Source organism: Arthrobacter sp. I3 (genome assembly GCF_000520575.1).
Taxonomy (GTDB): Bacteria; Actinomycetota; Actinomycetes; order Actinomycetales; family Micrococcaceae; genus Arthrobacter; species Arthrobacter humicola_A.
Genome location: NZ_KI914928.1, coordinates 36,307 through 46,395, shown reverse-complemented (window position 1 = coordinate 46,395; position 10,089 = coordinate 36,307). Strand labels below are relative to the sequence as shown.

Sequence of the window (10,089 nt, the reverse complement as noted above, 5' to 3'; positions counted from 1 at the left end):
GGGGCCGGGCGGAGGCTGACATGCCGCTCGGTGGCGGCGTGCGCGGCGCGTTCGGTGACGGTGCGGGGGTCGCGCCGGTACGCGGCTGCCCGGGCCGCAGCGACCAGGGACCGGTCACCGGCCCCGGCGAACGTCCCGGCGTCGGGCGCCAATTCCTCGTCGACGGCGGCCCGGTCGGCCGGGGTCAGGCAGGCGGTTTCGCGGACCAGCAGGGTGGCGCGCCATTCGTTGAGCTGCCCGGTTTCCAGGGCGGCGAGGGTGTGAGGCATCTCGGTGATCAGGGCTTTGGCCAGGCCGAGGAGCCGGCCGCCCCTGGCCGGAGATTCGCGCCGGGCCAGGGCAATCTGAGCGCCGACACCGGCGCCGAGCTTCTCGGCCGGGACTCCGGCGGCGGCCTGCTCGCGGCGTTGGAGCAGGTCGAACGCGACGGCGTGCCGGGCCTGCCGGGCTGCCATGGCGGACTTCAGGTCCTCCAGGTCCCGGATCTCGTCGATCAGTTCGGCGGCGCTGTCCGGGGCCGGGACGACTGCCAGGAGCGCGGCCAGGTCCGTCACCGCAGTTGCCGGTGCCGGGTCTGCTGGCGCGGTTTCGGGCCCTTGATTGCCGTCCATGAATTAAGTGTCCCTGCGGGCTATGACATTTATGGCCCTCCGCAGCCGTTCCACCGCTTCGGAAGCCATCGGCGACCTTCCAGGTCCCAAAGTCACTCCCGAGACGCTGCCCAGGAAAATGTCGAGCTGAAGACGCGTCCGCAACCCGTCGAGCGCGGAGTGCAACTCGTCAAGCCGTCGGTACTGTTCGATCATCCCGGCGGGATCCTCGGCCTGACGCACGTCCCGGAGCGCGCTGGAGCAGAATGCGAGCAAATCCTGGACGCCGTCGTCACCGCTCCCGGCGCGGCCGAGGCCGCCGTCGCCGTCTCCCGCCGGAACCACTTCGGGCCCCTGATTGCCGTCCATGAATCCAGTCTCCTCCGGGGATCCGACATTAATAGGGCAACCAGAAGGAGGCCGCGAGGTTAGCGGGATTGGTGGGATTCGTTGGCGGTTGTGGAGGTCCGGCCGCGAGTTCCCGGCGTCCGAGGACCCCCACCCGAGCGCATCGCCCCTGTCTCAAACACGGGCACGGGTCCATCATGGGAGGGGGCGTTAGCTCTGCGCCCCAGGCGGAACCGGGCGGAGGATTGTCCATGAACCAGAGGGAATCTATCGCGACGAGGATCAGCTCGCTGCCTTCGGACCGCCGCTCGTTACTTAAAGCGGTCGGCGTCGGCGCCGCGGGTATAGCGGGCATGCCGCTGCTGGCCGCCTGCACGGCCCAAAGTGCCCGCGCCGGAACCGCAGGTCAAACCGCTCCTGGACCAACAGAAGGTCAACGCCGCCTTGGCAAGGCTGGACGGGATGGTCCAGGGCGTGATGGAGAGTACCGGTGTTCCCGGAGTCGCCGTGGCCGTGGTCTACCAGGACCAAATGGTCTACGCCAAGGGGTTCGGCGTGCGGGAATCGGGCCGGCCCGAGACAGTGGACGCGGATACCGTTTTTCAATTGGCCTCGGTGTCCAAACCCTTGGCCTCCACGGTGGCGGCCGTGGCCGTGGGCCGCAAGGCCATCTCCTGGACGGAACCGGTGATCAACCACACCCCCGGCTTCGCCCTGAAAGACCCCTACGTCACGCGGAACGCCACGGCGGCGGACCTGTTGTCACATCAAGGCGGCCTCAGTACGGGGGCGGGCGATCTGTTGGAAGACCTCGGATTCGACCAGTCCTATATTCTCAGCCACCTCAACCAGCAGCCGCTGGACTCATTCCGGTCGAGCTACAACTACAGCAACTTCGGCTACACGGCTGGTGCACAGGCTGTCGCCGATGCCATGAACAAGCCCTGGGCAGACCTCGCCGAAGAAGTCTTGTTCAAGCCCCTGGGCATGTCATCCACGAGCTATCGCCACGCGGACTACCAAAAGGCGACGAACAAGGCACTGATCCACGTCCCAGCCGGTAACAAGACCTGGGTGGCCAAATACTCCCGGGATGCCGACGCCGAAGCACCCGCCGGCGGGGCCAGTTCCTCCGTGCGCGACCTGGCCCGCTGGATCCGCCTGCAGCTCGCCAACGGCAGCTTTGAGGGAAGCGAGGTTATCGATCCGGACGCGCTTAGTATCACGCATGTCCCGCACGCTGTCTCGGGCCCACCGTCGACGCCGGGTGCCCGCACCCGCTTCTACGGCTTGGGCTGGAACGTCTCCTACGACGACCACGCCCGGCTGATGCTCGGGCACTCGGGAGCCTTCAACCTTGGTGCCGCGACCGCAGTGTCACTGCTCCCCGGCGAGCAGCTGGGCATTGTTGCCCTGACCAATGGCCGGCCGCAGGGCATCCCCGAAGCCATCTGCGCCGCATTCCTGGACACGGCCCAGAACGGCGCCCCGACAGTGGACTGGATCGGATTCACCTCGGGCGTCTTCCAGAAGATCGATGAGGCGGAGAAGCCAAAAGTTGACTATTCCAAGGCACCGGCCCAGGCCAAACCGGCGCAGGGCAACGATTTCTACATCGGCAGTTACGCGAACTCCTACTACGGCCTGCTCACCGTCGCGGTGGAGAACGGCGTGCTGACCCTTGAGCTGGGCCCGGCCGGCAGGACCACCAAGTTCCCGCTCACTCATTTTGACGGCGACACCTTCAGCTTTGAATCAATCGGCGAGAACGCCAACGGTCTTGCCGGGGCAATCTTCGCCCCCGGCGCGGACGCAGCCCCTGGTGCGGACGCCGCAGCCGGAGGCGGCACGGCTTCGAGCGTCAGGCTCGATTTCTACGATCAGACCGGGCTGGGCACCTTCACCCGCGGCTGAGCCCGGACTTCAGTGAGTGAGCTTCTTCCGTAAGCTTCAAAGGAACGCCACGAGCCCCGATCCAAGGAACCCATGCCCATCAACACACAATCGCTGAAACAGGACGGCTTCACCGGTTTCCGGCCGCTCCAGGACCTTGACATCAACCGGATCCCGCAGAAGCCCGGGATCTTCGCGGTACTGCGGCCGGAGGGCTTCCGGCCCCAGTTCCTGGCCAGGAGCACCGCCGGCATCTTCAAGAAGAAGAACCCCACCCTCAAGACGGACGCTCTCGACGCCGAATGGGTGGACGGCGCCGATGTCCTTTTCCTGGGCAAAGCCGGCCCCGGAAGCAAGGGCAACCGCGGTCTGCGCCGGCAAATCCAGGAATTCGTCGACTTCGGCGAAGGCAGGCCGCCAGGCCACTGGGACGGCCGGCTCATCTGGCAGCTCGCAGCGGCAGGGTCCCTGATCATCGCGTGGAAAGAGTTGCCCGTTGAGCAACTCAACGCGGCCGAAGCCCGGTGCCATGCCGCATTCATCGAAGAATACGGCCGCCTGCCGTACGCCAACTTAGTCCAGGCGCGCGCCAAAGGTGCTTAGCCGCCGTACGTGAACCGTCCCGCCACTAACGTGGCGGCCACCGGCATGGCCGCAAACTCCGTATCCGAAACGGTCAGTGGGTCGCCGTCGAGCACTGCAATATCGGCGGGGTCCCCGACCCGGAGACGGCCGCGACCGCGGGTCGAGGCCGTGAGGGCCTCCCGCCGCGTGAGGGCCTGCTCGACATGCCACGGCCCGCGGCCATCCAGCCGTGCCCGCGCCGTGGCAGCGGACATGGCAATCCACGGATCCAGCGGGGCCACCGGAGCGTCCGAGCCCAGGGCGAGAGTCGCCCCGGCGGCCAGCAATGAACGGAGCGGGAAGGACCGGTCCGTTCGCCCCGGCCAGTTCGCCTCGGCGGCGTCCCGGTCATCGAGGGCATGCGCAGGCTGGACGCTCGCGGTCACGCCCAACCGGCCGAAGCGGGCGAAATCCTCGCTCCGGACAAACTGGGCATGCTCCACCCGTCCGGCGATGCCCGCCGCCTCAAACGCATCCAAGGCGACTTGGTTGGCCGCATCGCCGATTGCGTGGACCGCCGGCACAAAACCCGCCTGCCGTGCCCGGACCAACAGGGCGAGCAGCTCGGCCTCGCTCACGGTCAGCAGCCCGTGGCCGCCGTTCGGATACGGGTCAATGCAATACGCTGTGCGGGTATTGAGCGAGCCATCGATCAGCACTTTCAGGGGGCCCACGCTCAGCAGCCCGCCACTGCCGGCCACCGCCAAACCTGTCCGCAGCCCCTCTGCTACGGCCCGGTCCAGGTCCTGCGGATAGACGCCCGCTTCAACGCGCAGGGCGGCGAAGCCGCTGGAGATCCTCCGCAGCCAGGCGTCGCGGTTCCACGTCATCTCGAAGTCCACAATCCCGACCACGCCCCGCGCGGCCGCAGCCTGCCCTGCCTGCCGCACCCACGGATCCACCACCGCGTCCGGCAGCTGGCCAAGCTCCCGGGTCAGGGCGAACGCCGGTTCTTCCCGGAGCAGCCCGCCCGCATCCACCGGCATCCCGTACTGTTGGGCCGCTGCGGAGTTGAGCCAGACACAGTGGAGGTCGTGGCTGATCAGCGCCGTAGGCCGGCCGCGCGTCACGCCGTCCAGGAGGTCCAGACTGGGCAGGTCATGCCAGATGGCATCGCGGAAACCGACGCCCACCAGCGTCTGGACGGGACCCGGAGCTCCGGCGCCGCTTCCGGCCCCGGCGATATGGGCCTCCGCGATATTGTCCCCGGCGATATGGGCCCCGACGACGGCGGCCGCCTCGCGCGCCGAGCCGGCACCGGAGAGGTCAAGCCGGTTGGAGGCCAGCGCCCACTGCGTCATATGGACGTGCTCATCCCACAGCCCAGGAATGGCGTAGCGGCCCTCCAGATCCACCACCCGGGTTGCAGCGGGGAGCGCACCCGAGCCCGGGCGCGACGGGATGATCGCCGACACGGCCCCGGCGCGAAGATGAACGTCGAAGCATATTTCCTCCCCGGGGTGCCGCACGGAGGCCAGCACGAGATCCGGGGGTCGGCGGGGATCGAGCGGATCAGACATAGGAACAGGCTAGGCGGGCGACGCCGCAGGACCCAACAGGCGCACACGGGACTTTCGCCCCTTACCTCTGCCACGAGCGCCCCCCAAGCTGAATGTGTGGGGAGGTTGCTGCACGGCCAGTTGGGGGGGGACGTGTCGAGCGAAGAACCACTTCACGTAAATACGGCACGGGTCTCACCGCGAATTGGGGAAGGAAATGGCGTTTGCACTTTCCGGCTTCAGCAGGAAAAGGCAGGAGACCACGGCCACATGAGTATCCACCACCATTCGGGGGACCCTAAACTCAAGGTGCTCATCCGCCTGAACGCGGACGCCGAAACAGCGCGGATCGACGTGCATGGTGTGGTGACCGTGGCCAACGTGCGGGCGCTGTACGTCGTTTGCCGCCGCGTCACAAGCAAGCTTCCCGGGTTTGAACTCGTGCTCGACCTCGCCCATGCCCGGGTGTCGGCCGCCGCGATCGAGGAACTCCGTGAGCGTGCCCGCGCCTCTTTGCTGTATTCGGGGATCGATGGCACGGAGACTCCGTGCCGTCTGCGCCTCGTGGACCCGCTGGTCATCCTCAAAACCAAGGAGCACGTATGAAAGCCCTCGTCTATGGCGGTCCCGGCGAGAAATCGTGGACCGAGGTCCCCGATCCCACCATCCAGAATCCCAGCGATGTGATCGTCAAAGTGGACACCACCACCATCTGTGGGACCGATCTGCACATCCTCAAAGGCGACGTCCCCGCGGTGGCCAAGGGCCGCATCCTGGGCCACGAAGGGGTCGGCACCATCACGGAGATCGGCGCCTCCGTGACCAGCCTCAAGGTCGGGGACCGCGTCATCATTTCGTGCATCAAGTCCTGCGGGCACTGCGCCAACTGCAAGACAGGCCTGTACTCCCATTGCCTGGGGGAGGAGGGAACCTCCGGCATCGGCTGGGTTTTCGGACATCTGATCGACGGCACGCAGGCCGAGTTCGTCCGCGTCCCCTACGCAGAGAACTCCCTGCACCTCCTGCCTGAGGGAGTCAGCGACCAGCAGGCCGTCATGCTCTCCGACATCCTCCCCACCGGCTTTGAGATCGGCGTGCAGTACGGCCGGGTCAAGCCCGGCGACACGGTCGCCGTCATCGGCGCGGGTCCCGTGGGACTTGCCGCGATCTCCACTGCCGGCCTCTACGGCGCCGCCACGATCATCGCCGTCGACCTCGACGCGAACCGGCTCGAGAAATCCCGCGAATTCGGAGCCACCGATGTGGTCCTTTCATCCGATGCCGACTGGAAGGAGCAGCTCATGCTCCTGACCGACGGGCAGGGCGTGGACGTGGCGATCGAGGCCGTGGGCGTCCCGGCGACCTTCACGATGTGCACCGACATCGTGCGTCCTGGCGGCACCGTGGCCAACGTGGGCGTGCACGGCAAAGCCGTGGAACTGCACGTCGAAGACCTCTGGATCCGGAACATCAACATCAGCATGGGCCTGGTGAACACCAACACCACCCCCATGTTGCTCAAGCTCGTGGCACAGCAAAAGATCCCCGCGGACAGTTTCGCCACCCACCACTTCACCTTCGACGAGTTCATGGAGGCGTACGACACTTTTGCCCGCGCCGCGGAGACGAAGGCCCTCAAAGTCGTGATCACGGCATGAAAGCGCTCGTTGTCCTCCACGCCGGCAGTGCCGGCGCGATCGACGAAGCCAGGCCGTTCGTGATCCCGCTCGGGCGGTAGCGGCCCGGGCCGCCAGCTTCCGGAAGCCACGCCCGGCCGGGCGTGGCAAACGGACCATCTGAAAGGACGGCGGCCATGAAAGCAGGCCGGATTGTCATGCTGGTGATCGGCTCGCTGTGCGCGCTGGTCGGTTTGGGACTGTTGGCGGGCGCCGGTTTTGCGGGCTGGGTCAACTACCAGCAACGTGACGGCAGGTACTTCATCACGCCGTCGGCGCCTTTCTCGGGCAATTCCTACGCGCTGACGACCCCCCGGCTGGACCTCATGACCGGCGGCGGCGTGGACGACGGCGTTCCGGTGGACATTGCGGGCAGCGTGCTGCTCCGCGGTTCCTCCACCGACCCCGGCAAGGAAATCTTCATCGGAATTGCCCCGCGGGCCGACGTCGCGACATACCTGGCCGGTGTCCGGCGCACCGAAATCGTCGACGTCAGGTTCAACCCCTTCCGCGCGCGGTACCGCGAAGTGGCCGGCTCCCAAATCCCGTCCAATCCGGCGCAGCAGACCTTCTGGGCCGCGACTGCCACAGGCCCGGGGGAACAGGAACTGACCTGGAACCTCCGCTCCGGATCCTGGGCAGTGGTGGTCATGAATGCCGACGCGACCTCTCCGGTGAGCGTGAATCTGCAGGCAGGGGCACGCACAGACCTGCTCCTGCCATTGTTCATCGGCCTGCTGATCGGCGGACTCGTGATGCTGCTGATCGGCGTGCCGCTGATAGTGCTGGGCGCCGTTGGACTCGGCCGTGGCGGCCCGGGCCAAGGCGGGACGGGCAGCGGTGTCCCTCCCGGCCACCTGCCGGCCCAGCCCGGCCAGCCGTATCCCGCGGGTCCCTACCCGCCCAATGCCACCCCGGGCCAGCAGAACAGTGCGGCCACGCCGGGTGCCGTGGCGGCATACGCTGCCCCGCCGGGGACTCCGTATCCGGTGTCGCCGGGTGCTACGACCGCATATGTGTACCCCGCCCGCCTCCACGGCTACCTCGACCCGAACCTGTCACGGTGGATGTGGCTCGTGAAGTGGTTCCTGGCCATCCCGCACTTCATCGTCCTGTTTATCCTCTGGTTCGCCTTCGGAGTGGTCACGATTGTGGCGTGGTTCGCGATCCTTTTCACGGCGCGCTACCCGCGCTCGCTGTTCAATTTCAGTGTCGGCGTGATCCGCTGGAACTGGCGTGTGGCCTTCTACGCCTTCAGCGCGATCGGAACGGATGTGTATCCCCCCTTCACCCTGGCCCGCACCGATTACCCGGCGGACTTCGACGTCGACTATCCCGAACGGCTGTCCCGCGGCCTGGTGCTGGTGAAATCCTGGCTGCTGGCCATTCCACATCTGCTGCTTATCAGCCTGCTGACGGGGACCGCGAGGACGTGGGAGTACCGGGACGGCGAGTGGGTGCAGCAAGGTGTGGGCATCTCCTTCCTGGGGCTGCTGGTCCTGATCGCCGGCGTGATCCTGTTGTTCACGGGCCAATACCGGCGGGGGCTCTTCGACCTCCTGCTTGGCCTGAACCGCTGGATCTACCGCGTTATCGCCTACGTTGCCCTCATGCGGGACGAATATCCGCCATTCCACCTTGATATGGGTCCGGTCGATCCTGGCGAGCTGCCGGTGCCTGCATACGCCGGACCCGCGCTCGGACCCGCCGGACCCGCCGCCGGACCGGTCGGACCCGGGCCCTCCGCCGGACCAGCCACCGGGCCCGCGCCCGGAACCGGAGGACCAGCCACCGGACCCGGAGGGCTGCCCAGAAGCTAATGCCGCGCTGCGCCCGGTCCTCTTGCCACCCGCCCTCCGCAAGAACATAGTTGAGGGAATTCACGTACTCCGCGGCACTAGGCAGGCGACCATGGTGAACATCGGGATTCCGGAAAACGGCGTGCTTCACGGCAAGACCGCCCTGATCTACGGCGGCGGCGGGGCGGTCGGCGGGGCGGTGGCAAGGGCTTTCGCGGCCGACGGCGCCACGGTGCACATTGCCGGAAGGACGGAATCGCGGCTGGAAAAAGTAGCCAATGACATTCGCGAGGCAGGCGGCACAGCCGAAACCGCCGTCGTCGACGCCCTGGACGAAGAGCAGGTGGATGCCTTCGTAAGCCGGGTAGCGAAGAAGAGCAAGAGGATCGACATCTCCTTCAACGTGATCTCATTCGGCGACGTCCAGCAGCCACTCATGGAGATTGATGTGGATGACTTCACCCAGCCCATCACCCTGGCCGCGCGGACGCACTTCCTGACCACGCGCGCGGCCGCCGCCTACATGGTCAAGCAACGCTCCGGCGTCGTGCTCATGTTCGGCGGTTCGGGCCCGCAGACGATCCCCGGCCTGGGCGGTTTCAAGGTGGCGCTCGACGCGATGGAAGGACTACGCCGGCAATGGGCCCTGGAACTTGGAAAACACGGCATCAGGGTGGTCACCATGGTCACCGGCGGCATTATCGAAACCATCCCGTGGCAGGCCGAGAGCCGCGATGAGATCGTGGTGGAGATTGCCAGGGCCGCGCATTTGAACCGGACGGCCACGCTGGCGGACGTCGGCAACGTGGCCTCCTTCATCGTCTCGGACAAGGCGGCTGCCATCACGGACGCTACCGTCAACATCTCCGCCGGCGCGATCGTGGACTACTGACGCCGGTCAGGCCACCAGGTTGGCTGCTGCGACGTCCATGTGTTCGAGGACCGTCGTGCGGGCCAGTGTCGCGTTGCCGGTCTCGATCGCGGCGACGATGTCGTGGTGCCGGTCCACGCTCATGTTCTTGACGGCCCTCTCGATCCCGGCAAACATGATGGACATCCGAATGGAGCCCTCAAGCGACTCCCAGGAGTGCAGCAGGGTCTCGTTTCCGGTGAGACGGCACAGTGTCCGGTGGAACTCCAGATCGGATTCAATCCGTTCCTCCAGGCTGGCCTCGGCGGCCGCGGCCATGGCATCGACGGCCGAGCGCAGGGATGTAATCACGGAGGCCCGGTCCGGCAGCTCACACAGTGTCCGGACCGCAAGCGATTCGAGCGCGGCCCGGACAGCGAAGATGTCCCGGATTTCCTTGCCGTCCAGGTGCCGCACGGACAGCCTGCCGCGCGGTCCGGCGGACAGCAGTCCTTCTTGCTCCAGCTGGCGCAGGGCCTCGCGCAGTGTTCCGCGGCTGATCTGGAGCATGTCGGAGAGTTCGGTCTCCACCAGATGCCGTCCTGGCTCCAACTCTCCGCTCGTGATGGCCGTGCGCAGGGCAGATAGCGCCTGCTCGCGGAGGCTCTTCTTTTCCAGTCCGAGAAGCGGGGCTGTTGCTCCGGCCATTGTTAGTCCTCACGCTCAGCGGTCAACTGTTTGTCAGTGGTCAACTGTTTACAGTTCGTGTGTTAACAGTTGATGGTACGGCACGGGCGGGACCGGCAGCTC

Annotated in this window: 10 protein-coding genes; 6 read left to right on the top strand and 4 right to left on the bottom strand. The window is 66.6% G+C overall.

Annotated elements, in window-relative coordinates:
• On the bottom strand, positions 1-611 hold a 611-nt coding region (locus Y706_RS30235; protein WP_043436107.1), incomplete at its 3' end, for a DUF222 domain-containing protein.
• Between the two features lie 3 nt (positions 612-614).
• Positions 615-959 carry a hypothetical protein gene (locus tag Y706_RS0112800; RefSeq protein ID WP_028276889.1) on the bottom strand — a complete coding sequence of 115 codons (345 nt, stop codon included), beginning with the start codon at positions 957-959 and terminating at the stop codon, positions 615-617.
• Positions 960-1,322: 363 nt separating this feature from the next.
• On the opposite strand from Y706_RS0112800, the gene Y706_RS25325 reads away from it, so the two are divergent.
• Together Y706_RS25325 and Y706_RS0112790 are read left to right on the top strand one after the other, a co-directional pair.
• Positions 1,323-2,852, top strand: a complete 1,530-nt coding sequence (locus Y706_RS25325; protein WP_253906785.1) for a serine hydrolase — start codon at positions 1,323-1,325, stop codon at positions 2,850-2,852.
• A 72-nt stretch (positions 2,853-2,924) separates the two neighbouring features.
• Entirely contained in the window at positions 2,925-3,434 is a 510-nt protein-coding gene (locus Y706_RS0112790; protein ID WP_028276888.1) for a hypothetical protein, read from the top strand.
• Here the strand turns inward: Y706_RS0112790 and Y706_RS0112785 are convergent.
• A complete protein-coding gene (locus Y706_RS0112785; protein WP_028276887.1) occupies positions 3,431-4,975 on the bottom strand; it encodes an amidohydrolase in 1,545 nt (514 codons plus the stop codon). The two genes, Y706_RS0112790 and Y706_RS0112785, sit on opposite strands and share 4 nt — an antisense overlap.
• Before the next feature lie 249 nt (positions 4,976-5,224).
• Between Y706_RS0112785 and Y706_RS0112780 the strand changes: the two genes are divergently transcribed.
• From Y706_RS0112780 to Y706_RS0112760, 4 genes are all read left to right on the top strand, one after another.
• Complete coding sequence (locus Y706_RS0112780) at positions 5,225-5,560, top strand: hypothetical protein (RefSeq protein ID WP_028276886.1); 336 nt, start codon at positions 5,225-5,227, stop codon at positions 5,558-5,560.
• On the top strand, positions 5,557-6,612 hold the full coding sequence (locus Y706_RS0112775; protein WP_018776072.1) for a zinc-dependent alcohol dehydrogenase family protein: 1,056 nt from the start codon (positions 5,557-5,559) through the stop codon (positions 6,610-6,612). The genes Y706_RS0112780 and Y706_RS0112775 overlap by 4 nt, the downstream gene beginning before the upstream one ends.
• 155 nt (positions 6,613-6,767) lie before the next feature.
• A complete protein-coding gene (locus Y706_RS0112765) occupies positions 6,768-8,450 on the top strand; it encodes a DUF4389 domain-containing protein (protein ID WP_028276885.1) in 1,683 nt (560 codons plus the stop codon).
• A gap of 91 nt (positions 8,451-8,541) precedes the next feature.
• Positions 8,542-9,321 (top strand): SDR family NAD(P)-dependent oxidoreductase, encoded by a 780-nt coding sequence (locus Y706_RS0112760; protein ID WP_043436106.1) that lies wholly within the window; start codon positions 8,542-8,544, stop codon positions 9,319-9,321.
• A gap of 6 nt (positions 9,322-9,327) precedes the next feature.
• Here the strand turns inward: Y706_RS0112760 and Y706_RS0112755 are convergent, their stop codons facing one another.
• Complete coding sequence (locus tag Y706_RS0112755) at positions 9,328-9,987, bottom strand: GntR family transcriptional regulator (protein ID WP_018776075.1); 660 nt, start codon at positions 9,985-9,987, stop codon at positions 9,328-9,330.
• Positions 9,988-10,089: the final 102 nt, after the last annotated feature.

Excerpts from the sequence above, each read along its gene's own strand:
- Y706_RS0112800 (WP_028276889.1), bottom strand. The coding sequence starts at position 959 with ATGGACGGCAATCAGGGGCCCGAAGTGGTTCCGGCGGGAGACGGCGAC.
- Y706_RS0112790 (WP_028276888.1), top strand. The coding sequence starts at position 2,925 with ATGCCCATCAACACACAATCGCTGAAACAGGACGGCTTCACCGGTTTC.
- Y706_RS0112785 (WP_028276887.1), bottom strand. The coding sequence starts at position 4,975 with ATGTCTGATCCGCTCGATCCCCGCCGACCCCCGGATCTCGTGCTGGCC.
- Y706_RS0112780 (WP_028276886.1), top strand. The coding sequence starts at position 5,225 with ATGAGTATCCACCACCATTCGGGGGACCCTAAACTCAAGGTGCTCATC.
- Y706_RS0112775 (WP_018776072.1), top strand. The coding sequence starts at position 5,557 with ATGAAAGCCCTCGTCTATGGCGGTCCCGGCGAGAAATCGTGGACCGAG.
- Y706_RS0112765 (WP_028276885.1), top strand. The coding sequence starts at position 6,768 with ATGAAAGCAGGCCGGATTGTCATGCTGGTGATCGGCTCGCTGTGCGCG.
- Y706_RS0112760 (WP_043436106.1), top strand. The coding sequence starts at position 8,542 with ATGGTGAACATCGGGATTCCGGAAAACGGCGTGCTTCACGGCAAGACC.
- Y706_RS0112755 (WP_018776075.1), bottom strand. The coding sequence starts at position 9,987 with ATGGCCGGAGCAACAGCCCCGCTTCTCGGACTGGAAAAGAAGAGCCTC.